General features: G+C 50.2%; 22 protein-coding genes. 13 read left to right on the forward strand and 9 right to left on the reverse strand.

Translation table 11 applies throughout. The features are described 5' to 3' along the window. Positions 1-70: 70 nt before the first annotated feature. From cyoE to NAL19_RS05190, 7 genes are all read right to left on the reverse strand, one after another. On the reverse strand, positions 71-961 hold the full coding sequence (cyoE, locus tag NAL19_RS05160; protein WP_263058944.1) for a heme o synthase: 891 nt from the start codon (positions 959-961) through the stop codon (positions 71-73). A gap of 14 nt (positions 962-975) precedes the next feature. Next, the gene (locus NAL19_RS05165; RefSeq protein ID WP_225087218.1) at positions 976-1,308 is read right to left on the reverse strand and encodes a cytochrome o ubiquinol oxidase subunit IV; all 333 of its coding nucleotides are present in this window, start codon (positions 1,306-1,308) and stop codon (positions 976-978) included. Continuing rightward, a complete protein-coding gene (locus NAL19_RS05170) occupies positions 1,308-1,922 on the reverse strand; it encodes a cytochrome o ubiquinol oxidase subunit III (protein ID WP_015839340.1) in 615 nt (204 codons plus the stop codon). The genes NAL19_RS05165 and NAL19_RS05170 overlap by 1 nt, the downstream gene beginning before the upstream one ends. Next, entirely contained in the window at positions 1,912-3,903 is a 1,992-nt protein-coding gene (cyoB, locus tag NAL19_RS05175; protein WP_263058945.1) for a cytochrome o ubiquinol oxidase subunit I, read from the reverse strand. The genes NAL19_RS05170 and cyoB overlap by 11 nt, the downstream gene beginning before the upstream one ends. Positions 3,904-3,907: 4 nt before the next feature. Next, entirely contained in the window at positions 3,908-4,945 is a 1,038-nt protein-coding gene (gene cyoA, locus NAL19_RS05180; protein ID WP_225087220.1) for a cytochrome o ubiquinol oxidase subunit II, read from the reverse strand. A gap of 423 nt (positions 4,946-5,368) precedes the next feature. Next, positions 5,369-6,856 carry a muropeptide MFS transporter AmpG gene (ampG, locus tag NAL19_RS05185; protein ID WP_225087221.1) on the reverse strand — a complete coding sequence of 496 codons (1,488 nt, stop codon included), beginning with the start codon at positions 6,854-6,856 and terminating at the stop codon, positions 5,369-5,371. A 59-nt stretch (positions 6,857-6,915) separates the two neighbouring features. Beyond that, positions 6,916-7,494, reverse strand: a complete 579-nt coding sequence (locus NAL19_RS05190) for a lipoprotein (RefSeq protein ID WP_225087222.1) — start codon at positions 7,492-7,494, stop codon at positions 6,916-6,918. A gap of 336 nt (positions 7,495-7,830) precedes the next feature. Here NAL19_RS05190 and bolA point away from each other — a divergent pair, with 336 nt between their 5' ends. The 9 genes from bolA (at position 7,831) to NAL19_RS05235 (ending at position 18,566) form a co-directional block, all read left to right on the forward strand. Further along, a complete protein-coding gene (bolA, locus tag NAL19_RS05195) occupies positions 7,831-8,145 on the forward strand; it encodes a transcriptional regulator BolA (RefSeq protein ID WP_225087223.1) in 315 nt (104 codons plus the stop codon). A gap of 315 nt (positions 8,146-8,460) precedes the next feature. Further along, complete coding sequence (tig, locus tag NAL19_RS05200; RefSeq protein ID WP_225087224.1) at positions 8,461-9,765, forward strand: trigger factor; 1,305 nt, start codon at positions 8,461-8,463, stop codon at positions 9,763-9,765. A 505-nt stretch (positions 9,766-10,270) separates the two neighbouring features. Next, positions 10,271-10,894: an ATP-dependent Clp endopeptidase proteolytic subunit ClpP gene (gene clpP / locus NAL19_RS05205; RefSeq protein ID WP_014700831.1), complete on the forward strand. Its 624-nt coding sequence runs from the start codon at positions 10,271-10,273 to the stop codon at positions 10,892-10,894. Positions 10,895-11,057: 163 nt separating this feature from the next. After that, positions 11,058-12,332 (forward strand): ATP-dependent protease ATP-binding subunit ClpX, encoded by a 1,275-nt coding sequence (gene clpX, locus NAL19_RS05210; protein WP_225087225.1) that lies wholly within the window; start codon positions 11,058-11,060, stop codon positions 12,330-12,332. A gap of 191 nt (positions 12,333-12,523) precedes the next feature. Beyond that, a complete protein-coding gene (gene lon, locus NAL19_RS05215; protein WP_225087226.1) occupies positions 12,524-14,905 on the forward strand; it encodes an endopeptidase La in 2,382 nt (793 codons plus the stop codon). Positions 14,906-15,102: 197 nt separating this feature from the next. Then, a complete protein-coding gene (gene hupB, locus NAL19_RS05220; protein WP_005976031.1) occupies positions 15,103-15,375 on the forward strand; it encodes a nucleoid-associated protein HU-beta in 273 nt (90 codons plus the stop codon). 269 nt (positions 15,376-15,644) lie between these two features. Further along, positions 15,645-17,525 carry a peptidylprolyl isomerase gene (ppiD, locus tag NAL19_RS05225; RefSeq protein WP_263058946.1) on the forward strand — a complete coding sequence of 627 codons (1,881 nt, stop codon included), beginning with the start codon at positions 15,645-15,647 and terminating at the stop codon, positions 17,523-17,525. A gap of 138 nt (positions 17,526-17,663) precedes the next feature. After that, positions 17,664-18,029, forward strand: a complete 366-nt coding sequence (locus NAL19_RS05230; RefSeq protein WP_263058947.1) for a ComEA family DNA-binding protein — start codon at positions 17,664-17,666, stop codon at positions 18,027-18,029. A 138-nt stretch (positions 18,030-18,167) separates the two neighbouring features. Next, on the forward strand, positions 18,168-18,566 hold the full coding sequence (locus tag NAL19_RS05235) for an acyl-CoA thioesterase (RefSeq protein ID WP_263058948.1): 399 nt from the start codon (positions 18,168-18,170) through the stop codon (positions 18,564-18,566). A 73-nt stretch (positions 18,567-18,639) separates the two neighbouring features. On the opposite strand, the gene queC is transcribed toward NAL19_RS05235, so the two are convergent. Both queC and NAL19_RS05245 read right to left on the reverse strand, forming a co-directional pair. Next, the gene (gene queC / locus NAL19_RS05240) at positions 18,640-19,335 is read right to left on the reverse strand and encodes a 7-cyano-7-deazaguanine synthase QueC (protein WP_263058949.1); all 696 of its coding nucleotides are present in this window, start codon (positions 19,333-19,335) and stop codon (positions 18,640-18,642) included. A gap of 193 nt (positions 19,336-19,528) precedes the next feature. Next, a complete protein-coding gene (locus tag NAL19_RS05245) occupies positions 19,529-20,605 on the reverse strand; it encodes a PLP-dependent cysteine synthase family protein (protein WP_317630306.1) in 1,077 nt (358 codons plus the stop codon). 358 nt (positions 20,606-20,963) lie between these two features. Between NAL19_RS05245 and NAL19_RS05250 the strand changes: the two genes are divergently transcribed. The 4 genes from NAL19_RS05250 to glnK all read left to right on the forward strand — a co-directional run bounded on the left by NAL19_RS05250 (position 20,964) and on the right by glnK (position 25,739). Further along, entirely contained in the window at positions 20,964-21,425 is a 462-nt protein-coding gene (locus tag NAL19_RS05250; protein WP_005976040.1) for an Lrp/AsnC family transcriptional regulator, read from the forward strand. A 78-nt stretch (positions 21,426-21,503) separates the two neighbouring features. After that, entirely contained in the window at positions 21,504-23,273 is a 1,770-nt protein-coding gene (locus NAL19_RS05255) for a SmdA family multidrug ABC transporter permease/ATP-binding protein (RefSeq protein ID WP_225087231.1), read from the forward strand. Continuing rightward, positions 23,266-25,041 carry a SmdB family multidrug efflux ABC transporter permease/ATP-binding protein gene (locus NAL19_RS05260; protein WP_225087232.1) on the forward strand — a complete coding sequence of 592 codons (1,776 nt, stop codon included), beginning with the start codon at positions 23,266-23,268 and terminating at the stop codon, positions 25,039-25,041. The genes NAL19_RS05255 and NAL19_RS05260 overlap by 8 nt, the downstream gene beginning before the upstream one ends. Positions 25,042-25,400: 359 nt before the next feature. After that, positions 25,401-25,739: a P-II family nitrogen regulator gene (gene glnK / locus NAL19_RS05265; protein WP_002208627.1), complete on the forward strand. Its 339-nt coding sequence runs from the start codon at positions 25,401-25,403 to the stop codon at positions 25,737-25,739. The last annotated feature ends 39 nt before the right edge of the window (positions 25,740-25,778 follow it).

Below are 25,778 nucleotides of genomic sequence, written 5' to 3' on the forward strand. Positions count from 1 at the left end.
TAAGGCCAACAATAAAAAAACAGGCGGACAAGCCACCTGTTTTTCGTAATGTGTAGCGTACCGCTTGTGATTAACGCAGGTAGGTCAGCAGGACTTCATGCGCAGGAGCCATTGAGTCCACGGACATCATGACGCTCAGCGAAGTAATCGCGACGATGGAGAAAACAAACAGCTTTCTTGCCCACACGCGGTCATCAATCGCATTTTTATAGCCCGACAGCGCCATACCCAGCCACCAGACGCTAACGGCTGCGGCAACGACCAGATATTTGTAACCGGCATAACCGCCGAGAGACAGCATCAATGTTGCGACCGCAAACGCCACGATATATAGCGTAATGTGGTTTTTCGCAACGGAGATACCTTTCACCACGGGCAGAACCGGGATGTTGGCGGCCTGATAATCCTTAAAGCGGAAAATCGCAATCGCGTATGAATGCGGCATTTGCCACAGGCTAAAGATCAGTAGCAGAATCAACGCACCAGCATCGAACTGGTTGCTGACGGCGCAGTAACCGATAACCGGAGGCGCTGCGCCGGACAGGCTGCCAATGAGCGTGCCATAAACAGAATGCCGCTTCATATACAGGCTATAAACACCGACATACACGATGAAGCCCATCACCGCCAGCCACATGGCCAGCGGGTTAGCCGCGATGTACAGCAGAGCAAAGCCCGCAATACCTAACAGCGATGCGTAAACCAGCGTTACCTTCAGCGAAATCAGTCCTTTTACCAGAACCCGATTTTTGGTTCTCTCCATTTTCTTGTCGATGTCGCGGTCAATGACGTTATTAAACACGCAGCCAGATGCAACGACTAACGACACACCCACAAGGGTGGCGAGAAACAAGGGATAATCAATGTGGCCCTGGGCCGCAAGGAGAAATCCACCGATAACGGAAATCAGATTTCCGAAAATAATTCCTGGTTTAGTAACTTGCAGGTATTGCTTAATCATCTTTTACGGCTCGGTTACTGGATCATCATATTGTGGTGTGCGCTCATCATAATCCAGATGGAGCCCACGACGACAATGGCGATAATCAGGACGGCAAACACAAGAGCCACCACGTTCCAGCGCTCTTCTGAGGACGTATTCAGGTGCAGGAAGTACACCAGATGCACCAGAATCTGAACCACTGCAGCTCCCACCACCGTGAAAAGAATGGCGTTATGTGAGGCAGTGCCGCTCATGACCATACTGAAAGGAATGACAGTCAAAATAACTGACAGTACAAAACCTATTACGTATGACTTAACGCTACCGTGGCTAGCACCTGAATGATCGGTTGTTGAATGACTCATTAGATTGCCCCCAGCAGATAAACAACGGTGAAGACGCAAATCCACACTACGTCGAGGAAGTGCCAGAACAGGCTCAGGCACATCAGACGTGTTTTGTTGGTTGCCGTCAGGCCACGTTTGGACACCTGAATCATCATGATGACCAACCAGATCAGACCGCCCGTTACGTGGAGCCCGTGAGTTCCGACCAGTGCGAAGAAGGCAGACAGGAATGCACTGCGATCCGGGCCATAGCCTTCAACAATCAGGTGATGGAATTCATAGATTTCCATCCCGATAAACACCAGACCGAACAAGAACGTTACGCCCAGCCAGGCATTAACCTGAGACTTGTTACCCTTGTTCATGGCGATCATCGCCATGCCGTAGGTAATACTACTGAACAACAGCGCGAACGTTTCTACCAGCACGAAGGGCAGTTGGAAAATGTCCTTCCCGCTTGGGCCACCGGCAGTACCGTTAACCAGTACGGCATAGGTTGCGAACAGTGATCCGAAAATGATCAGGTCGCTCATCAGGTAGACCCAGAAGCCGAAGACTTTATTGGCTCCTGTGTCGTGGTGCCCATGCTCGGCATGGGCAGTATTGTGGTTAGTCAGAGTTTCAGTTGACATGTTTCACGCCTGCCTTACTGAGTTGATCAAAATTCTGATTCTCAATTTGCTCAATTTCTTTAACCGGCACGTAGTAATCCACGTCTTGATTAAAGCTATGCACAATCCAGGTCACAATCATGCCTGCGAAGCCAGCGATGGCCAGCCACCAGATATGCCAGATCATGGCAAAACCGAATACCAGGCTGAATGCGGAGATAATCACACCGGCGCCGGTGTTTTTCGGCATGTGAATCTCTTCATAGCTGGTTGGACGCTTGTAAGCTTCGCCTTTCTCTTTCGCTTCCCAGAATGCATCACGCTCGTCAACATGCGGCACGACAGCGAAGTTGTAGAACGGGGCAGGAGAAGAGGTTGCCCACTCTAGCGTACGTCCACCCCACGGATCGCCTGTCAGGTCACGATTTTGGTGACGGTCACGGATACTGACGTAGAACTGGATCACCTGACACAGCACACCGATACCGATCAAGACCGCACCGATGGAAGCCACGACCAGTAAGGCGTGGAACTCAGGGTTGATTTGTTGGCTCAGACGACGCGTCATCCCCATGAAGCCGAGGACATACAGCGGCATAAAGGCAACGAAGAAGCCGATAATCCAGAACCAGAACGCACGTTTACCCCAGGTTTCGTTCAGGGTGAAGCCAAAGGCTTTCGGGAACCAGTAGGTAATACCTGCGAAGCAACCGAACACGACGCCGCCGATGATCACGTTATGGAAGTGAGCAATCAGGAACAGGCTGTTGTGCAGGACAAAGTTCGCGCCCGGTACGGCCAGCAGAACCCCGGTCATCCCACCGATAGTGAAGGTGATGATGAAGCCTGTGGTCCACAGCATCGTAGAGTGGGACTGAATACGACCTTGATACATGGTGAACAGCCAGTTGAAGATTTTAACCCCAGTTGGGATCGAAATAATCATGGTGGCGATACCAAAGAAGGCGTTGACGTTCGCGCCGGACCCCATGGTAAAGAAGTGGTGCAGCCAAACGATGAACGACAGAACCGTAATCGCAACGGTAGCCCACACCAGAGAGGTGTAACCAAACAGCCGTTTCTTACAGAAGGTTGCTACGATTTCGGAGTAAACACCAAAGATCGGTAGCACCAGAATGTAAACCTCAGGATGACCCCATGCCCAAATCAGGTTGATGTACATCATCATGTTGCCACCCATATCATTGGTAAAGAAATGGGTACCGAGGTAACGGTCAAGCGTCAGCAGCGCAATGGTAACGGTCAATATCGGGAATGCGGCGATGATCAGCACGTTGGTACACAGTGCCGTCCAGGTAAATACTGGCATTTTCATCAACGTCATACCAGGTGCACGCATCTTCAGAATGGTAGCGAAGAAGTTAACACCCGTCAGCGTGGTACCGATACCGGATATCTGTAGACTCCATATCCAGTAATCGACCCCGACGCCGGGACTGTACTCCTTCCCTGACAGCGGCGGATAGGCAACCCAACCCGTCTGCGCAAACTCACCGACCCCAAGAGAGAGGTTGATCAAGATAACGCCGACAACAAACAGCCAGAAGCTGAGGGAGTTCAGGAATGGGAACGCTACGTCACGCGCACCGATCTGCAAAGGAACCGCCAGGTTCATCAGACCAACGACAAACGGTGTCGCAACGAAGAAGATCATGATCACACCGTGCGCGGTGAAAATCTGATCGTAGTGGTGAGCGTTTAGGAAGCCCTCTTGCCCGGCAGAAGCCAGCACCTGCTGGCCGCGCATCAGGATGGCATCGGCAAAACCACGAATCATCATCACCAGACCGACGATGATGTACATGATACCGATTTTCTTGTGGTCGACGGAGGTGAACCACTCGGCCCACAGCCATTTCCACTTACCTAAATAGGTTATTGCCGCCAGCAGCGCAAGGCCGCCAACGATGATCGCCGCCACGGTGACCATAATAATGGGTTCGTGGTACGGAACCGCATCAAGTGTAAGTTTTCCGAACATCGTATTATCCCTCGGCTCCTTTGTGCGAGCTATGCTCGCCCATGTTCATGCCGTCGCCGTGTTGCATGGCCTCACCGTGTTGCATGTTTTCATCGTGCTTCATGCCTTCACTGTGTTGCATGCTTTCGTCAGACTTCATGCTTTCACCATCATGCTTCATGCCTTCACCATGATGTTGCATGTTCATGTCGTTGCCTATGAATTTGCGAATAAGATTATTGAACAAATCCGGCTGGACACTGGAGAAATATTCGACAGGGTGGAATTCACTTGGCTTAGCCAAAGTGTTGAATTCATCCATGGTATTCAGTGTCTTGGAAGACGCACGAACGTTCGCAACCCACTGGTCGAACTCTTGTTGAGTCGGTGTGGCAATTGCGGTGAACTTCATACCAGAGAAGCCTTTACCACTATAGCCGCCAGAGATACCGTCATACTTGCCCGGTTCGTTAGCGATCAAGTGGAGCTTCGTCTGCATTCCGGCCATGGCGTAAATCTGTCCACCAAGACGAGGAATGAAGAAGGAGTTCATCACTGAGTCGGAAGTAATCTTGAATGCAACCGGTACGTTGGCAGGGAAAGCCAGTTCGTTAACCGTTGCAATGCCCAAATCCGGGTAAACAAACAGCCATTTCCAATCAAGCGAAATAACTTCGACATTGATAGGTTTGACGTCTGATTCCAATGGCTTGTAGGGATCAAGCGAGTGGGTCGTCTTCCAGGTAATCGTGCCAAGAATGACGATAATGATAATTGGTACAGTCCAAACTACGGCTTCTATCTTATTGGAGTGTGACCAATTCGGGGTATATTTTGCCTTTTCATTGGAAGCACGGAACTTCCAGGCAAAAGCTATCGTCATAACGATAACGGGAATCACAACGATCAACATCAGCCCGATGGCAGTCAGTATTAGCGATCTTTGCTCTAACCCGATCTCTCCTTTGGGGTTCATCAGCGCCATATCGCAACCGCTCAGCAGAGCTGTGGCTGCAAATAAAGACAGCATCCCAAAAATTTTATTGTATTTCCTGAGTCTCATCTAGCGACCTCAATAACAAGGGCTCTATTGTCATTTCACGCGAGCGGGCATTTTACGGGAAGGTTACTGCACTGTAAACATGATTAAGGTTATGTCAGCCGGTTGTTGCTGGTTTTTGCCCTTAATGTCACAAGAATGGCCAAAATAAAAATAATTTTTAAAAACAGCAAATTAAGCGGCCACTCCGATAAGAGTATGGATGGATAATAAGAAATTACAACTTGCGCTAACGCTTATTTTCTATTTCCGGTTTGGTGAAAATTTTTGTTCAACCGGCGTTTTTGATAACGAATGAAATTAGTTTTGCGAGATTTTACGAGGAAATAAAATTCCCGCTAGCAAGATAATTATGGGAAAATAATTAAATAAAGGAAAGAGGTAATAGGTTCAGGCAGCAGATGAACGCTGCCTGAACGAAAACCATCAATGTGTTGACGGTTTTGGCGCGCGTCTAAGCGACAGGTAATCCAACAAGCTACCGAAGAAAATGCCCAGCAGAGCAAGTGTACAGCCTGCGGCGAGCAGGTATTCCGCCAGTTGGGGCAATGAAGACCATTCCAGCGCATTGCTAATGAGCAGCATGAGCCACAGCGCCAGCAATATCACCCCTGAACCCAGTACATGTAAGGCCTTCCTGTAATAATTCTGGAAGTGTGTACGCAACTGAAAGGTGTCGGTTTTCTGGGTGAATTCCAGTGTCTCACGGCAAATCATCAGGATTGCCAGGCCCGGTAAGGCGGCCAAAATCGAGAACAGATAGAACCATGCCCAGCCGTAGGATTCAACAAACCAGCCTGCGATAGGGCCAACGTATACCCGTCCGACAGCTGCAAGGGCGGAAAGCAGGGCAAACTGTGTGGCTGAGAATGATTTATTACACAGCGTCATCAAGAGCGCGACGAATGCCGCTGTTCCCATACCACCACAGAGGTTTTCCAGGAAAACGGCGGTAGCCATAGTGAACAGACTTTTGGCCGTGATGGCCAGCAGCCAGTATCCTGCATTGGACACCGCCTGAAGGATGCCAAACAGCATCAATGCTCTGAACAGCGAGAGCCGCTGCATCAATAATCCACCGTAAATGGCTCCCACGATGGTGGCGAACAGTCCAAGCGTCTTATTCACCAGCCCAACATCACCGGCATTGAAACCAACGCCGCGTATCAGGAAGGTGGTCGTCAGGCTGATCGCAAAGGCGTCACCGAGCTTGTATAAAACAATAAGCAGAAGGATAAGCCAGGCATTGTTGCGTTCGAAGAAATCGCGCAAGGGAGCAACAATGGCCTGCTCCATGGTGCGCGGCGCCGGCTGGCTATTTTGTGGCTCCGGTGCCAACAGGGTGGCGAACACACCGATCAGCATGAGTCCTGCCATGAGCCAATACGTTGCCTGCCAGCCGAGATAGCGATCCGCCATCCACAGTGCCAGTCCGCCAGAAACCAGCATGGCCAGACGATAGCCTAAGACTGAGGTTGCCGCGCCTGTGCCGCGTTCTTCCGGGGGGAGTAAATCCGTCTTATAAGCATCAAAAACAATATCCTGAGAAGCCGAACAGAACGCGACCATTACGGCCAACGCTGCCAGCCACCAGAGATCGCGTGCCGGATTCATAAACCCCATGCCAATAATGGCGGCAATGAGCAGGATCTGACTGAGAATCAGCCAGCCTCGGCGTCTGCCAAGAAATGGTGGGGTATAGCGATCCATGAGAGGGGACCACAGGAACTTGAATACGTAGGCTTGACCCACCAATGAGAAAAAACCGATGGTTTTCAGATCGACATTCTCGACGGTCATCCACGCTTGCAATGTGCCGGATGTCAACGCCAGTGGTAAACCGGAAGCAAAGCCAAGCAACAGCATAAAAAGCGAATTACGTTGGCTGAATAAAGCAACGATGCGACTAAACATGAAGAATCCTTTCCCTTGCTCCGACAGCGTTCAGGAGCAAGGGAAGCGGCGTATAGAGATTAACGGGCGTTTTCTTTGATAAAGCTGCTTACGCTGGTGTCTTGTGCCATGTCATTGATGACATCACCTAGCACGGTGTTAACCGCATCGGTAATTTTGTCGTTGCTGGCGGTGAAAGCACCCTGAACGTTATAGGTTGAGCGGTAGTTTTTCACCTGTTTGTTGCCGTTTGCCGCCTGAGAAATGATGGAGATATCGGCTTTGGTCGTGATGTTGTAGCGCAGGTTTCCTTCTGAAACGTCGGCATACAGGTGGTTAACGACGATCTGCAAGGCTACCGGGCCACCTGTGCCGATCATATAACCACGCGCGGTCATTTGCTTTTCCAGCGCTTCTTGTAACAGGAAACGCAGATCGCGGGAAGGTGTTAGCGTAATCAGTTGGCCGTCGCGATTCACTTTTGCCAACGCCTGGTCGGCGCGCTGATCTGCACCATTAATACTAATTGTTACGCCCATCAGGGTCGGATCCTGAGAAGGTAGGCTAATTTTAGGCGTGATGTTCAGCGTGTTACTTTTTGCTGCACATCCTGCAAGCAAGATTACGGCCAGAAGAGGGAAAAATAATTTTTTTAACATTCGTATTTTCTCAGTAATGATTAGTGTGGTGAGTCGACAAATATTGTTGATATCATATCATCGCCACTGGCAGGAAAAAGAGCCGATAGCAGGTAAATTGTTCTGAAATTCATCTTTTTCGTGCCATTGGCCTGAAAAAACCGTTTTTATCACATCAAAACCGTCGATGAGATATCAAGGCGTTGCAAATATTTTTCTTCTTTGTCAGACCGTTTTTACGCATAACAGGTTGAAAAAACGCTAAGGTTATAATAATTCGGGCATCGGTGAGTCGCCGTTGAGTGGCAGCAATGTCGTGTTGAGATCAAGTTTTCCCCAAGCCGAAAGGGTAGCCGTATGATGCGTGAAACGATAGAAGAAAAGCTGCGTGTGGGTTTTGAGCCCGTTCATTTAGAGGTGATCGATGAAAGCTATCGTCACAACGTGCCTGCGGGAGCGGAAAGCCATTTTAAAGTTGTGCTGGTCAGCGATAAATTCACGGGAGAACGCGTAATTGGGCGACATCGTGCAGTCTATGCCGTATTGGCTGAGGAACTGGCTGGTTCGGTGCATGCGTTAGCGTTACATACGTATTCGACAAAAGAGTGGGTCAGTTTGCAAAATGCCGTACCTTCTTCACCACCTTGTGGTGGTGCAGGCATCCTTTCTTAGTCATTAATATGGCCCGTTCCTGACATATCGGGGCGGGTTACTGACTAAAAGTGTGAATCTGTTGCTGTAATAGTCCACCCGCCGTTCTCGACTCATCCTCTCTATACCGCTATAATGCCGCGTCTATTTTTCCTGAATGTATTCGGGACGCTTCTGACTACAGGGAACGGGGTTGGCAATTTCCCGGTTCTGCGAGGTTTGTTTAACGCTGTGCACCTTGGTGCCAGTTTTGAGTCAGCCTTGCTGTCGTGAGATTTTTCGTCGCGAGAATAGTTTTGGGGTTGACCGATCACTGTGATTTTTTGAGGTAACAAGATGCAAGTTTCAGTTGAAACCACTCAAGGCCTGGGACGTCGTTTAAACATTACGATTTCTACGCAAGATATTGAAAATGCTGTTGATCGCGAACTCTCAGTATTTGCTAAACGAGCAAAAGTTGATGGATTTCGTCCAGGTAAGGCGCCTAAGTCATTGATTGCAAAGCGTTATGGTGCGGATGCGCTGAATAATGCTTTGGGTGATGCAATGGAACAGAACCTCGTTAAGGCGCTGCAGCAAGAGAATTTAACTCCTGCTGGAAGAGTTAAATATGTGCCTGGTAACTATGATAAAAACTCCGACTTCACTTACTCTGTTGAGTTTGAAGTGTACCCGGAAGTTGAATTGAAAGGTCTGGATGCAATCGAAGTTGAAAAACCGGTTGTTGAAGTGACTGACGCTGACGTTGATACCATGCTGGAAACGCTGCGTAAGCAACAGGCGACCTGGAAAGAAACTGACCGCGCTGCGGCAGCCGAAGATCGTGTTACTATCGATTTCACTGGCTCTATTGACGGTGAAGTTTTCGAAGGCGGCAAAGCCTCCGATTTCGTTCTGGCAATGGGCCAGAACCGCATGATCCCAGGTTTTGAAGATGGCGTTGTTGGGCACAAAGCGGGTGAAGAATTCACTATCGATGTGAACTTCCCTGAAGATTATCACGCTGAAAACCTGAAAGGAAAAGCGGCGCAGTTCGCTATCGTCCTGAAGAAAGTTGAAGAGCGTGAACTGCCTGAACTGACTGAAGAATTCATCAAGCGTTTCGGCGTGGCTGATGGTTCTCAGGAAGGTTTGCGTGCTGAAGTCCGTAAAAATATGGAACGTGAGCTGAAAGGCGCGGTGCGTAACCGTGTGAAAACTCAGGTTCTGGACGGACTGATCAACGCAAACGAAATCGATGTGCCAGCGGCATTGATCGATGGCGAAATCGATGTTCTGCGTCGTCAGGCTGCACAGCGTTTTGGTGGCAACGAGAAGCAAGCGCAGGAATTACCGCGTGAGCTGTTCGAAGAGCAAGCTAAACGTCGCGTTGTTATCGGTCTGTTGCTGGGTGAAGTCATCAGCAGCAATGAGCTGAAAGCTGACGAAGCACGCGTTAACGCACTGATCGAAGAGATGGCTTCTGCTTACGAAGATCCGCAGGAAGTTATCGAGTTCTACGGCAAAAATAAAGAGCTGCTGAACAACATGCGTAACGTCGCGCTGGAAGAGCAAGCGGTAGAAACTGTACTTGCTAAAGCGAAAGTCGTTGAGAAATCAGTGAGCTTCAACGAGCTGATGAATCAAACCGCTACAGCATAAACCACGTTTATCGCGTAGCAGGGAACTTTCCCTATCAAAAGCCCGTGCCTTATGGCGCGGGCTTTTTGCTTATGGGCTAGTGCGATCATGATGCTGATAGTTACCGTTTGATCGTGCTTTATCTCGGTGTTTACCTCACAACGCCTGTTGTATCGACGAGGAATGGCTGCCTGAAATTGCACTATCATTAAATCAGGCAAAGAATTTATGAGGTCAGGCAAGGAGTTAAACCACAGGTTTGCCATGCCGATAACGTGTTAATAATAAAATAATTGGCTCTTTAATAGAGAGCGATTGATAGTGTAAGCTTGAAATTCAATGCGCGTGCCCCCACTCACCGAAGAGGAAAAGTAGGCACAGCAGGTAAGGATTCTCGGCCGTATAGGTTGTTCAGCCGTGGAGGAATAGGGTTCCATAGTCATCCCCCCCTATCTCTAGTAGAATTGAATGCAATGCTTGAACAACGCAACAAGAGTGCCGGACGCATTTTATCTAGGAGACGTGAATGTCATACAGTGGCGAACAAGAAAGACAAGCACCTCATATGGCGTTAGTGCCGATGGTGGTTGAACAGACCTCGCGTGGGGAACGTTCTTACGATATCTATTCCCGTCTGCTAAAAGAACGGATAATCTTCCTGACTGGTCAGGTTGAAGATCACATGGCGAATCTGGTTGTGGCACAGATGCTGTTTCTGGAAGCCGAAAACCCAGAAAAAGACATTTATCTCTACATTAACTCTCCAGGCGGCGTCATTACTGCCGGTATGTCCATTTACGACACCATGCAGTTTATCAAGCCGGATGTCAGCACGATCTGTATGGGACAGGCTTGCTCAATGGGGGCGTTCCTGTTGACTGCGGGTGCCAAAGGCAAACGTATTTGCCTGCCTAACTCGCGCGTGATGATTCACCAGCCGTTGGGTGGTTTCCAGGGGCAGGCGACGGATATTGAAATCCATGCCAAAGAAATACTGAAAGTGAAAGCCAAGATGAATGAGCTGATGGCGAAACATACGGGCCAGCCTCTTGAAGCGATAGAGAGAGACACCGAGCGCGATCGTTTCCTCTCTGCCAGTGAGGCTGTAGAGTACGGTTTGGTAGATTCCGTATTCACTAACCGCGGGTAATCATTCGCCATAGTCGTGGTCTGGTGTAGCTAAAAATCAGTGTTCGACCGATAGTCTGTTGTGCGAGGTTATTTTACGCGTATTGGCTATAAGTATCGGCGTTCGTTGTAGCGGTATCGCTGTGGTTGGCCTGCGGGCAAAAGACGAAAAAGAGGTTTAACTCATGACAGATAAGCGCAAAGACGGTTCAGGAAAGTTACTGTACTGCTCTTTTTGCGGCAAGAGCCAGCATGAAGTGCGTAAGCTGATTGCCGGGCCGTCGGTGTATATCTGCGATGAATGTGTTGATTTGTGTAACGACATTATTCGCGAAGAAATTAAGGAAGTGGCGCCCCACCGTGAGCGCAGCGCGTTGCCGACGCCACACGAAATTCGCCGCCACCTTGACGATTACGTCATTGGTCAAGAACAGGCCAAGAAGGTATTGGCCGTTGCGGTATATAACCACTATAAACGCTTGCGTAATGGTGACAGCAGCAATGGGATCGAACTGGGTAAAAGTAACATCCTGCTGATTGGTCCTACCGGGAGCGGTAAAACGCTGCTGGCTGAAACGCTGGCGCGCTTCCTGGATGTGCCATTTACCATGGCGGATGCCACCACGCTGACTGAAGCGGGCTACGTCGGTGAAGATGTGGAAAACATCATTCAGAAGCTGCTGCAGAAGTGTGATTACGATGTGCAGAAAGCACAGCGCGGCATTGTCTACATCGATGAGATCGACAAGATTTCTCGTAAATCAGACAACCCGTCGATCACCCGTGATGTTTCAGGCGAAGGTGTGCAGCAGGCGCTGCTGAAGCTTATCGAAGGGACGATTGCTGCGGTTCCGCCACAGGGCGGTCGTAAGCATCCGCAGCAGGAGTTCTTGCAGGTTGATACCTCCAAGATCCTCTTTATCTGCGGCGGTGCGTTCGCGGGTCTGGACAAGGTGATCGAGCAGCGTACCGATACTGGTCGCGGCATTGGCTTCAATGCAACGGTTAAAGGATCGGCTGACAAGGCGACAGAAGGTGAACTGTTAAGCAATGTTGAACCGGGTGACTTGATTAAATTCGGTTTGATTCCTGAGTTCATCGGCCGTCTGCCAGTGGTTGCTACGCTGAGAGAGCTGAGTGAAGAGGCGCTGATTCAGATTCTGCGTGAGCCGAAGAATGCGCTGACCAAACAGTATCAGGCGCTGTTCAATCTGGAAGGCGTTGAACTGGAGTTCCGCGATGAAGCGCTGACGGCGATTGCCAAGAAAGCGATGGCGCGTAAAACCGGTGCACGTGGCCTGCGTTCTATCGTTGAGGCTGCTTTGCTGGATACCATGTATGACCTGCCATCGCTGGATAGCGTGGATAAAGTCGTCATTGATGAATCTGTTATTGCGGGCCAGTCCGAGCCATTGTTGATCTATGGCAAACCTGAGACACAGCAGGCTTCCGGCGAATAATTAATCAATTTGGCTGTATCAAAAAATAAAAATGGGGGATTTATCCCCCATTTGTTTTTTACACGCATGCTGGTCGTTGAATGTGAGACATTTATCCCCATATACTCAAATACCTATTTGATGAAACCCGTGAAAACCGCGTTTCATGAGATTCCCATAACCTGGCGGAAACGAAACTAAGAGAGAGCTCTATGAACCCTGAGCGTTCCGAACGCATAGAAATCCCCGTATTGCCATTGCGCGATGTGGTGGTTTATCCGCACATGGTCATTCCGTTGTTTGTTGGTCGTGAGAAATCGATTCGGTGCCTTGAAGCCGCAATGGATCATGATAAGAAGATCATGCTGGTGGCACAGAAAGAAGCCTCAACGGATGAGCCAAGTATTAACGATCTTTTCTCGGTAGGGACGGTAGCCTCAATTCTTCAAATGCTGAAACTGCCGGACGGCACGGTAAAAGTTCTGGTCGAAGGGTTACAGCGTGCACGTATTACGACGCTTTCTGACAGCGGCGAGCATTTCGCTGCGAAAGCCGAATATCTTGACTCTCCGGCGATCGATGAACGCGAGCAGGAAGTGCTCATGCGCACGGCAATCAATCAGTTTGAGGGATATATCAAGCTGAACAAAAAGATTCCGCCGGAAGTGCTGACGTCTCTAAACAGTATTGATGATGCTGCGCGTTTAGCCGACACCATTGCTGCACACATGCCGCTGAAATTGGCTGATAAACAGTCCGTACTTGAAATGTTCGATATCACTGAGCGTTTGGAGTACCTGATGGCGATGATGGAATCCGAAATCGACCTGCTGCAGGTAGAAAAACGGATCCGTGGCCGGGTTAAGAAGCAAATGGAGAAAAGCCAGCGTGAGTACTATCTGAATGAGCAAATGAAAGCCATTCAGAAAGAGCTGGGTGAGATGGACGACGCGCCGGATGAACACGAAGCGTTAAAGCGTAAGATTGATGCGGCAAAAATGCCGAAAGACGCGCGTGAGAAAGCCGAAGCGGAACTACAAAAGCTGAAGATGATGTCGCCGATGTCGGCAGAAGCGACGGTGGTGCGCAGTTATATCGACTGGATGGTACAGGTACCGTGGAATGCGCGCAGTAAAGTGAAGAAAGACTTACTGAAAGCGCAGGAAATGCTGGATACCGACCATTATGGTCTGGATCGTGTTAAAGAACGTATCCTCGAGTACCTCGCGGTACAGAGCCGTGTCAGTAAGATCAGAGGGCCGATTCTGTGTCTGGTAGGGCCTCCTGGCGTCGGCAAAACCTCACTGGGTCAATCCATCGCCAAAGCGACCGGACGTCAGTATGTACGTATGGCGCTGGGCGGCGTGCGTGACGAAGCGGAAATCCGTGGGCACCGCCGTACCTATATTGGTTCAATGCCGGGCAAACTGATCCAGAAAATGGCGAAAGTCGGTGTGAAAAACCCGCTGTTCCTGCTGGATGAGATCGACAAGATGTCTTCCGATATGCGTGGCGATCCGGCTTCTGCTCTGCTGGAAGTGCTCGATCCTGAGCAGAACGTGGCGTTTAACGATCACTATCTGGAAGTCGACTACGATCTGTCTGATGTGATGTTTGTGGCGACGTCTAACTCCATGAATATCCCGGCCCCGTTGCTTGACCGTATGGAAGTCATTCGTCTTTCCGGTTATACCGAAGATGAAAAACTGAACATCGCCAAACAGCACCTGTTGCCGAAACAGATCGAACGTAATGCGCTGAAAAATGGTGAACTGTCGGTAGAAGACAGCGCGATTGTTGGCATTATCCGTTATTACACGCGTGAAGCGGGTGTGCGTAGTCTGGAGCGTGAAATCTCTAAACTGTGCCGTAAAGCAGTAAAAACGCTGTTGATGGATAAATCCACTAAGCATATTCAGGTTTCGGGCGATAACCTTAAGGATTTCCTCGGGGTACAGCGCTTTGACTATGGCCGTGCGGATGACGAAAATCGCGTAGGGCAGGTGACCGGTTTGGCCTGGACGGAAGTCGGTGGCGACCTGCTGACAATCGAAACCGCCTGTGTGCCGGGCAAGGGGAAACTGACCTATACCGGTTCGTTAGGTGAGGTGATGCAAGAGTCGATTCAGGCTGCGCTCACCGTGGTTCGCGCCCGTGCGGAAAAATTAGGCATTAATGCTGATTTTTACGAAAAGCGTGATATCCACGTTCACGTTCCTGAAGGTGCGACGCCGAAAGATGGGCCAAGTGCGGGTATCGCGATGTGTACCGCGCTGGTGTCTTGTTTGACTGGGAATCCGGTGCGTGCCGACGTGGCGATGACGGGGGAGATTACCCTGCGTGGCTTGGTACTGCCGATTGGCGGTCTGAAAGAGAAACTGCTGGCCGCACACCGTGGTGGAATCAAGACGGTATTGATTCCCGATGACAACAAGCGCGATCTGGAGGATATCCCACAGAACGTGATTGCGGATCTGGAAATCCATCCGGTGAAACGTATCGAGGAAGTGTTGGCGTTAGCGTTGCAGAATTCGCCTTCTGGCATGCAAGTGGTCTCTGCTCCTAAAGCAAAGCCCAAAGCCAAGGCAAAATAGTGACCTGTCGCAAAAACCCTTGAGAAAATCAGGGCTGGTGGGTGAAATCGTGCTTGCCAGCTTTTTTTTGTACCGCTAAGTTAGAGCACTGTTAGTTTTAGCCGTAACTGGCTAAGCATGACAGTATTGATAATAAGTTACGTGTCGCGTCTTGGGACATTGAAGCGCGATAAGAGAATTCCAGAGGGGATGACAGAGTGAACAAGTCACAATTGATCGACAAAATTGCCGCAGATGCTGATATTTCCAAAGCGGCAGCAGGGCGTGTGTTAGATGCAATTATTGGTTCCGTTACCGAATCCCTGAAAGAAGGGGATGATGTTGCTTTGGTTGGTTTTGGTACTTTCTCAGTTCGTGAACGTGCTGCTCGTACCGGCCGTAACCCGCAAACGGGTAAAGAAATCAGTATCCCTGCAGCGAAAGTACCAGGATTCCGTGCTGGTAAGACGCTGAAAGACGCCGTTAACTGATTATTACGTCACAGGTTTGGCTGATAACCACTTTGGGTGCCAAACAATACCTGACGCAATGATATTGGTAGGGTAAGATACGAGGCGCATCATTTCATGATGTGCCTTTTATTTATATAGGATTTTACATACCCGACACATGGCAGAACGTGGCGGGCAATAAGCTTAAGTGCGCCCTAGCCTTGTATGGGCTATAGCAATCGCAAGGATGCATGGCTTCGGCCAGCGCAGGGAGTTTTATCCATTCTACAGCGGAGTGTTGTCACATTATGATGGACAATTTACGTACGGCCGCAAATAACGTCGTGCTCAAAATTATTCTTGCTTTGATCATCGCATCATTCGTTCTAACTGGCGTTGGTGATTATCTTATTGGTGGTTCAGGAGATTACGCGGCAAAGGTGAACGGGCAGGAAATTACCCGCGCACAGCTTGAGCAGGCGGTACAGAACGAACGCAGTCGTCAGCAGGAAGCCTTGGGTGAGAATTTCTCTCTTCTGGCGAGCAATGACGGTTACATGCAGCAATTGCGTAGGCAGGCACTCTCCCAACTCATTGATGAAACCTTGTTGGATCAGTATGCCAACAAGTTGGGGCTGAACATCAGTGATGAGCAAATCAAACAGGCAATCTTTGACGTTCCCGCGTTTCAGACAAACAACCGTTTTGATAATGAAAAGTATCTGGATCAAGTTCGTCGTCTTGGTGTAACACCGGATATGTATGCTCAGATGCTGCGTAAGCAACTGACATCACAGCAGCTGATCCGCGGTTTTGGCAATACATCATTCCTGCTGCCGCAGGAGATCGATAATCTGGTGAAACTGGCTGCACAAGATCGCGTTGTCCGTTTGGCAACCATTGATATTGCTGCGAAGGCGAAAGCCCAGATGGTTGCTGACGATGAAGTTCAGAGCTATTACGATCAGAACAAAGGCAATTTCATCGCGCCGGAAGAATTCAAAGTCAGCTATATCGGGCTGGATGCGGCAAGCATCATGGATAGCGTGAAAGTAGACGATGCGGCCATCAACGATTTCTACGAACAGAATAAGAACGACTACTCCCAACCTGAGCGCAAAAAATTCAGCGTCATTCAGGTGAAGAATGAGGCCGATGCAACGTCTGTTCTGGATGCGCTGAAGCAAGGTAGTGATTTCGCTACGCTGGCGAAAGAAAAATCAACGGACATCATCTCGCGCCGCAATGGTGGCGATCTGGGATGGATGGACGAAAACAGCATGATTGATGAGCTGAAGCAGGCAAAACTGACGGAGAAAGGTCAGGTTTCCGGAGCCATTAAATCCTCTGTTGGCTATCTGATTGTGCGTCTGGATGATATTCAGCCGCAGCAGATCAAACCGCTGAGCGAAGTGCGTGCTGAAATCGCTGAGAAAGTGAAGCATGAGAAAGCGCAGGATGGCTATTATGCGTTGCAACAAAAAGTCAGCGAAGCGGCCAGCAATGACAACGAATCTCTGGCTTCAGCAGAAGAAGCGGCTGGTGTGAAAGCCACACAGACCGACTGGTTTACGCGTGAGAAGGTTCCTGCTGCGCTGAACTTCCAACCGGTAACGCAGGCTATCTTTAGCGGTGCGCTGCTTGGAGAAAACGGTGCAGCGGGCAATAACTCCGATGTGATTAACGTTGACGGTGACCGTGCTTTCGTTTTGCGCATCACTGAGCACAAGCCTGAAAGCACTCGTCCTCTTGATCAGGTTCGTCCCGAGATCGTAGAGACATTAAAACGTCAGAAGGCTGAACAGCAGGCTCGTATCGACGCTGAAAAAATTCTGGCTGAGTTGAAGCAAGGTAAAGACGACGCGCTGAAAGCAGCAGGGTTGAGCTTTAGCGAAGCAAAAACGATGTCTTCGGTCTCTCAGGGTGATGCAACGGCTGAAGCGATTTTTGCTATGCCACATCCAGAGAAGGATAAGCCGTCTTATGCGATTACTCAGGATCAAGCTGGCAACGTCGTACTGGTCGCGCTGGATAGCGTGACGCCACATCAGCTAAATGATGAGCAGAAAACACAGTTTGCCAGCCAGGTTCAGCAAGGTTCACTGGGGGCGCTGTTTGATTCTCTGCTGTCCAGCTTGCGTAGTGAAGCGAAAATCAAGATGGGCAATGCGGCGCAGGAACAACAATAAGCCCCGCAAAAATTTGCAAACTGTTGCAACAACTAAAGGCCGCTTTCGCGGCCTTTTCCACATTTAAATTCTGCTGTTTGCGGTGTTGATTGCTCTGCGGCAAGGTAGTCGTGCTGTCACACACATGGAGGAAACAGCATGAAAAAATCAGGAATAAAAGCACTGTGCTTAATTATTGGAATGAGTTTATCTGGGTTGCCATTACTGGTTCAGGCGGCACCTAAAGCCGCCGACAGCACGTCGACGGCAGTAAAGTCTGCGCCAGCGGATCAGAAAGTGGAAAAATCGACGCTTCCTGATGCCGACGAGGATAAGGTAAGTATTAATGCAGCGAGTGCTGCCGAGTTGGCAGACATCATGAACGGTGTCGGTCTGAAAAAGGCGGAAGCGATAGTTAACTACCGCGAGCAAAATGGCCCTTTTACTCAGGTAGATCAGCTAACGGAGGTACCGGGAATTGGGGCGGCGTTGGTCGAGCGCAATCTCTCTCGTTTAAAACTGTGATTTTTTAAGCCCGTGATGTCTTTAAAACTGTGATATCAGTCGCAGCTCAGTCGAGCACTTTCTCTGAGCTGCGAACCTCTGCTAGGCTAATTGTCAGGTCATACCAGTTGTTGGTTTTGTCACAGGAGTATTCCCGCTATGCAGACGTTAATTACCGTTCGTGGCTATCACATTGATGTTTATCAGCACGTTAATAACGCGCGTTATCTGGAGTTTCTGGAAGAAGCGCGTTGGCAATGGTTGGAAACCCAGCCCGCTTTTGGCTGGATGCATCGCAACAAAATCGCTTTCGTTGTGGTGAATATTAATATCAACTACCGCAAGCCTGCCGTGCTCGGTGATGTACTGCGCATTGATAGCGAACTGATACAGATAAATACGAAAAGTGGCGTGATCAGTCAGAAGATAACCCGCGTAGCGGATGAAAGCGACGTGACTGATGCCACGCTGACGTTTGTCTGCATCGATTTATTGACGCAAAAAGCGCTGCCGCTGGAGGGAGAACTGCTGGAACACCTAAACGGAATTCGCCGTTAACATAAAACCGCAGGCTATTGCTGTTTGGCGTGGACTACGGTTTTTACGTCGCGTGATGTTGTGTTGTGGCGTATCAGCGTAACCCTGTTTTCTGCTTCAGTGATGCCATCACGGCCGCGGAGTCGTTTTGATATTGAGCAAGACCATTCGCGCGTAAATGGCAGGCGGCACATTGGCCACATCCATCACCCTTAATGCCGTTGTAGCAAGTTAACGTGTGATAGCGCACCGTATCGAGTTGCTGGTAGTAATCCGCCAGCGCCCAGGTTTCTGCTTTATTGAGCCACATCAGCGGGGTTTCAAAGCGAATGTCGCGGGCAATGCCTAATACAATAGCCTGATTTAGCGCCTTCACGAATTCGTTGCGACAATCAGGGTAGCCGGAAAAGTCGGTCTCACACACGCCAGTAATGACAGTCTCGGCACCAACCTGATAGGCGTAGATTGAGGCGAGCGTCAGGAAAAGAATATTTCTTCCTGGAACGAAGGTATTGGGGATGCCTTGCGCATTGGCGTCGTAATCAGGAACCGGGATACTGTCGCGCGTCAGGCTGCTGGTGGCGAGCTCATTCAGTAAGCCTACGTCCAGAACCTTATGCGCCGTTGCACCCAGCTTCAGGCTGAGTTCTTGGGCGATATCAATTTCCGCACGGTGACGCTGTCCATAATCGAAGGTGATGCAGTGGACGTCATCATAATGTTGCAGGGCCTGAATCAGGCAGGTTGTGGAATCTTGTCCACCGCTAAAAACGACCACAGCACGCTTCATTCTTCATTCACCTTAACGCGACGCTAACCGCAGTACGTCTGTCATGCAGTGCGGTGTAACGTCGCCATGTTATCTGGAAAGCAATTCTGTTTAGAAAGCAATGTTATCTGAAAAAACATGTTATCTGAAAAAGCATGTTACCTGAAAAATGGCTCGTATTCAGCGCCGCGGCTGCATGCTGAATATGTCGGCCTTACGCCAGGCTGGGTTCAGATATGAGAGGGGACATCTCTGGGCTGTTCAGCGCATTGAGGTAAGGGCGAATGTCGCCGATGTTTTTTTCTACCCAACTGCTGTTGTAATAGGTATCCAGATAGCGTTCACCGCTGTCGCAGAGTAGGGTCACAATCGCCCCTTTTTGACCACGGCTCATCATTTCTTTGGCCAGTTGCAACATGCCCCAGACGTTGGTGCCGGTAGAGGCGCCTGCCTTGCGACCTAATACGCTTTCCAGCCAGTAAAGTGTGGCGATGCTGGCGGCATCCGGCACTTTGATCATGCTATCAATGACGTCAGGAATAAAAGAAGGTTCGGCACGCGGACGGCCAATACCTTCTATCCGGCTACCGCACGGACCCGTGATGGAACGATCCCGCTGCTGGTAGCAGTCGTAAAAGACAGAATTTTCAGGATCGACGACGACCAGTTGCGTATCCAGACCCTGATAGCGAATGTAGCGCCCGAGTGTGGCTGAGGTGCCGCCAGTTCCTGCGCTCATCACGATATAGTCTGGAACAGGATACGGTTCACGTGCCATTTGGCGGTAAATGCTGTTAGCAATATTGTTGTTGCCGCGCCAGTCGGTGGCACGTTCTGCGTAAGTGAACTGATCCATATAATGGCCGTTCATCTCTTGTGCGAGCTGTTCAGATGCCGCATAGATTTGTCCTGCCTGTTCGACAAAATGGCAGCGTCCACCATAGAACGCGATTTGCTCAACTTTTCTTTTTGCCGTGCAGGAGGGCATGACGGCGATAAACGGCAGGCCAAGCAAGCGGGCAAAATACGCCTCTGACACGGCGGTACTGCCGGATGATGCTTCGATAATCGGCGTGCCTTCTTTAATCCAACCGTTGCACAGCCCATAGAGAAACAAAGAACGCGCCAGACGATGCTTCAGGCTGCCGCTGGGATGTGTGCTTTCATCTTTGAGGTAAAAATAGATACCGGGGTAATCCGGCAGGGTCAAACGGATAAGATGCGTATCAGCCGAACGCTGAAAATCTGCTTCGATAGCGCTGATGGCATTTTTAACCCAGACATTGGTCATGATGAAAACTCGGTTAGACAGTGATGTGAATAGAGTAACGAGTTTTTAGGATAAAAAAATTACCTTTTTATCTCTTAATGGGGTTTTTGGGGAAATATTTTACTCCTTAATGGTTTTTTTGGGGATGATTTTACTATATAAGGCGCGGGTAAATTGCTACCTCCAACATCATGGCGACAGCAGGGCCTGTGCAACGAAGTCCATCGCATGCCGATGGTGCCAATAATGCTATTAGCGTGGCTTTAAACGGCAAGAACATTGCTTTTCTCTCTTAATGGCGGAAAGTAGGGAAAGTTTTCTATCGCGCAGCGCTATAGTGGTAAAGCTATATCAGGTAAAAACTAATCAGGTAAAAACTATGTTGGATAAAATTGATCGCACTCTGCTGAATATGTTGCAACAGGATTGCACGCTTTCGCTACAGACGCTGGCCGATGCGGTTAATCTGACATCCACGCCGTGCTGGAAACGCCTGAAGCGTCTGGAAGAAGAAGGGATTATCCGAGCTCGGGTGGCGCTGCTGGATAATGAGCGTCTGGGACTAGGGCTGACGGCGTTCGTCTTATTGAAGACGCAGCAGCACAACCGCGACTGGTATCAGACCTTCACTCGTGTCGTGTCCGATATGCCTGAAGTGTTGGCTTTTTATCGCATGGCTGGCGAATACGATTACCTGATGCAGGTTCAGGTTGCTGATATGAAAAGCTATGATGATTTCTATAAGCGGCTGGTGAATGGTATTCCCGGTTTGGTCGATGTAACATCTAGCTTTGCTATGGAACGAATCAAACACACCACGGCTCTGCCTTTATCCCTGTGATTCATCATCCATCCGTCTTTTGTATAATCACTTTTCTGAGTCTGTCATGACCCGTCTGGCTATTGGAATGAAAACCGCGTGAGACTGTTTGCTCAACTGAGTTGGTATTTTCGCCGTGAATGGCGCCGCTATCTGGGTGCCATTGCGCTATTGATTGTGATTGCCATTCTGCAATTGCTTCCTCCTAAACTGGTTGGCGTGATCGTCGATGGTGTGACGCAACACGGCATGTCGATGACCGAAATGATGAAGTGGATTGGCGTGATGCTGCTGACCGCCGTCATGGTCTACCTGCTGCGCTACGTGTGGCGCGTGTTCCTGTTCGGTGCTTCATACCAACTGGCGGTTGAGCTACGGGAAGATTTTTACCGCCAATTGAGTCGCCAGCATCCGGCGTTTTACCAGCGTCATCGTACCGGCGATCTGATGGCGCGAGCCACCAACGATGTCGATCGCGTGGTTTTTGCCGCCGGAGAAGGTGTACTGACGCTGGTCGATTCGATGGTGATGGGCTGTGCGGTACTGGTTGTCATGTGTACGCAGATCAGTTGGGAACTCACTCTGCTGGCGTTGCTTCCTATGCCATTTATGGCGATTTTCATCAAGCGCTACGGCACGCAGTTGCATAACCGTTTTAAATCCGCACAGGCTGCTTTTTCTTCGCTTAACGATCAGGCGCAGGAAAGCTTGACCAGCATTCGCATGATTAAAGCCTTTGGGTTGGAAAACTATCAATCTGCGCGTTTTGCACAGGTTGCGGCAGAGGCAGGTGCCAAAAACATGCACGTCGCCCGCGTTGATGCCCGCTTCGATCCCACTATTTATATCGCTGTCGGGCTTTCGAATTTGCTGGCGATTGGTGGCGGCAGTTGGATGGTGATTAACGGTTCGCTGACGTTAGGCTTGTTGACCAGCTTTGTCATGTATCTGGGATTGATGATATGGCCGATGTTGGCGCTGGCCTGGATGTTTAACATTGTTGAACGCGGTAGCGCGGCATATAGCCGTATTCGTCAGTTACTGGCGGAAGAACTCGTGGTGAAAGACGGTGAAGAATCATTGCCTGCGGAGCGGGGCGTGTTGGCGGTGAACATCTCCGCGTTTCGCTACCCGGATAATACCCGCGATGCCTTACAGCATATTCAGTTTACGCTGTCTCCGGGCAATATGTTGGGATTATGTGGGCCGACAGGGTCGGGGAAAAGTACGCTGCTGGCGTTGATTTTGCGTCATTTCGATACCCAGTCGGGAGAGATTCGTTATCACGATCGCCCGCTGAATGCTATTCGGCTGGACGAGCTACGAAGCCGTTTTGCCGTTGTTGGGCAAATGCCTTTTCTGTTTTCGGACACGGTGGCGCAAAACATCGCACTGGGTCGACCTGAGGCGACGCAACAAGAGATTGAACAGGCGGCGCGTCTTGCCAGCGTTCATGACGATATTCTGCGTTTGCCTCAAGGTTACCAAACTGAGGTGGGTGAGCGCGGTGTGATGTTATCTGGCGGTCAAAAACAGCGGATCGCGATTGCCCGTGCGCTGCTGCTGGACGCTGAAATTCTGGTGCTGGACGATGCGCTGTCTGCGGTGGATGGGCGAACGGAGCACCAGATTTTGCAGAATCTGAAAACATGGGGCGAAAAACGGACGTTGATCATCAGCGCACATCGCCTGTCAGCCCTCACGGAAGCGAATGAAATCGTGGTGTTGCAGCAAGGACAAGCGGTGCAGCGCGGCACACACCGGACGCTGGCCGCAGAGCCTGGCTGGTATCGGGATATGTACCGCTATCAACAGCTTGAGGCGGCGCTGGATGAGGTACCGCAGGCGGAAGGAGCAAGAAATGAATAGCCCTCAACAGTTTTGGCCAACGCTGAAACGCCTGTTGTCCTATGGTTCACCTTGGCGAAAACCGCTGCTGTCCGGTGTCGTGATGTTATGGGTTGCTGCGGCCGCAGAAGTTTCTGGCCCTATATTGGTGAGTTATTTTATTGATGATCTGGTGGCTAAAGGCGAATTTCCGCTGGCGATTGCGGCGGGCCTGGCGATGGCCTACATCCTGCTGCAAATGCTGGCGGCACTGCTGCACTATTTTCAGACGCTGTTGTTTAACCGCGTTGCGGTCGGCGTCGTCCAACAACTGCGCATTGATGTGATGGATGCGGCGTTGCGCCAGCCGCTGAGCACATTCGATACGCAACCCGTTGGGCAACTGATTTCACGCGTCACCAATGACACCGAGGTCGTTAAAGATCTGTACGTCATGGTGGTGTCAACGGTATTACGCAGTGCGGCGCTGGTGGGGGCGATGCTGGTGGCGATGTTCAGTCTGAACTGGCAGATGGCGCTGATTGCACTGATGATTTTCCCTGCGGTCGCGGTGGTCATGGCGCTGTACCATCGTTTCAGTACGCCGATTGTGCGCAAGGTTCGAAGCTACCTGGCCGACATTAATGATGGTTTCAACGAAGTGATTAATGGCATGGGCGTCATTCAGCAGTTCCGCCAGCAGGCTCGCTTTGGCAAGAAACTGGGAGCCTCCAGCCACGCGCATTATGACGCACGAATGAAGGCGTTGCGTCTGGAAGGATTCCTGCTGCGGCCACTGCTGAGCCTGTTTGCTGCGATGGTGCTGTGTGGGTTGTTGATCCAATTTGGTTTCAGTTCGATGGGATCGGTTGGCGTCGGGGTTTTGTATGCGTTTATCAACTATTTGGGGCGTCTGAATGAACCGCTGATTGAACTGACAACCCAGCAGTCTATGTTGCAGCAGGCGGTTGTTGCGGGTGAGCGTATCTTTGAGTTGATGGATGGGACAAAGCAGGGCTACGGCGACGATGAGCGTCCGCTGGCTACCGGGCGTGTCGATATTGACGATGTTTCTTTCTCGTATGGCACCGAAAAACGCGTACTACAGCATATTTCTCTGACGATACCAGAGCGCGGGTTCGTCGCGTTGGTCGGGCATACGGGCAGCGGAAAAAGCACCCTGGCCAGTTTGCTGATGGGATATTACACGCCGGACGAAGGAGAAATTCGGCTCGATGGCCGGCCGCTTTCTACGCTCTCTCATGCGGTGTTGCGCCAAAATGTGGCAATGGTGCAGCAGGATCCGGTTGTGCTGGCGGAGTCCATGTTTGTGAATGTGACGCTGGGGCGTGATATCAGCGAAGAGGCCGTCTGGCGCGTGTTGGAGGTCGTACAGCTGGCTGAGCTGGTGCGGACTTTCCCTGAAGGATTGCATACGCGCGTTGGTGAGCAGGGGAATAATTTGTCTACCGGACAAAAGCAGCTGTTAGCGATCGCGCGGGTACTGGTGCAAACGCCTAAAATTCTGATTCTTGATGAAGCGACGGCGAATATTGACTCGGGTACGGAACAGGCGGTGCAAAAGGCGTTGCGTATCATCAGGGAACAGACAACCTTGATTATCATCGCGCATCGGCTCTCTACCATCGTTGAGGCCGACACGATCATGGTGCTTCATCATGGGCAAACCGTTGAGCGGGGAACGCATGAGCAACTGCTGCAACAGCAGGGGCGCTATTATCAGATGTATCAATTGCAACTGGCCGGAGAGGATCTTGCTGCCACCAGCACCGAGCCTTGCATTGCCTGACTCGATTATAGGTCATACGATGGTCTGCACCGCTTTGAGTGGTGCAGACTGACAGTCTGCTCATGGCTTCGCACCATCATTAAGCATCGTGATTCCGGTTTTGACCCACGCTGCACTGAAAATACTCTTTTCGCACCAAAATGGTGCAATTCTTGCCCAATTCTTCCAGTCCTTCTTCCTCGTTATGTTTGCTTTTTGTCCTTTCTCATCTTTAAACGCGTTCTCTTTCCTGATTTATGCCAGATAAATCATTTATGGCACACCCTTTGCTTTAGTCATGACGTAGACCTACTTCATAGAGCGTGTAATCGAACAAGTGACGGGCGAAAGCCTGAACGTAATGGCTAGGGGGAAGACAAATGAAACTGGTTACTGTGGTGATAAAACCATTCAAGCTGGAAGATGTTCGTGAAGCGTTATCTTCTGTCGGCATCCAGGGGCTCACCGTCACTGAGGTGAAAGGATTTGGTCGTCAGAAGGGGCACGCGGAACTCTACCGTGGTGCAGAATATAGCGTTAACTTTTTACCCAAAGTAAAAATTGATATCGCGATTGCAGACGACCAATTGGATGAAGTGATCGATGTTATCAGCAAAGCGGCGTACACCGGAAAAATTGGTGATGGCAAAATTTTTGTCGCCGAGTTGCAAAGAGTTATCCGTATTCGTACGGGTGAAACTGACGAAGCCGCACTTTAACAACACCTAGCGTAGATACGTAAATAGGGATGGATGAAA

Origin of the sequence: Pectobacterium sp. F1-1 (assembly GCF_025643735.1) — a bacterium.
GTDB lineage: Bacteria > Pseudomonadota > Gammaproteobacteria > Enterobacterales > Enterobacteriaceae > Pectobacterium > Pectobacterium colocasium.